General features: G+C 65.6%; 1 protein-coding gene. It reads left to right on the top strand.

The genetic code is table 11. The features are described from left to right. Positions 1-593 (top strand): AEC family transporter (locus EN935_RS39355; protein WP_164771898.1); only part of this gene is annotated, 593 nt, incomplete at both ends.

Genomic DNA, 593 nt, shown 5'->3' on the forward strand with positions numbered 1-593 from the left:
CCTTGGCCGCTGTGGGGCGCCTATTTCGCGGCCGCAACCATCACCTGGGCCGCCGGCCATCTCGTCACCACGCGGATATTCGGGCGGGATGCACGCGCCGGTGTCGTCGGTGGCGTATCTTCGGCCTATTCCAATGTCGTGCTGCTCGGCGCTCCCTTCATCCTTGGCATATTCGGCCCGAGCGGCTTCGAAGTGCTGTCACTGCTGGTCTCCGTGCATCTGCCGATCATGATGATGGCCTCGATCGTCCTGTTCGAGATGTTCGGCCGCAGCGGCGGCGAGCCCATGCACCCCTTGCGCATGATCCGCAGCTTCCTGAGGCGGCTGTTCATCAATCCGCTGATCATCGGCATTCTGGCGGGGCTGGCATGGCGCCTCAGCGGCGTACCGCTGCCCGATCTTGTCAAGCGGCTGGTCGATGCGCTGGCCGATACGGCCGGCCCGGTGGCGCTGTTTGCCATGGGCCTCAGCCTGCGCCGCTTCGGTATCTCCGGCAATGTCCGGCCGGCGTTGGCGCTTTCGGTGCTGAAGCTGTTCCTGATGCCGGCGCTGGTTCTCGCCTTTGTCTGGCTGCTCGGCCTGCCGCCCTTGAC

The sequence above is a fragment of the Mesorhizobium sp. M7D.F.Ca.US.004.03.1.1 genome (genome assembly GCF_003998635.1).
Taxonomy (GTDB): domain Bacteria; phylum Pseudomonadota; class Alphaproteobacteria; order Rhizobiales; family Rhizobiaceae; genus Mesorhizobium; species Mesorhizobium loti.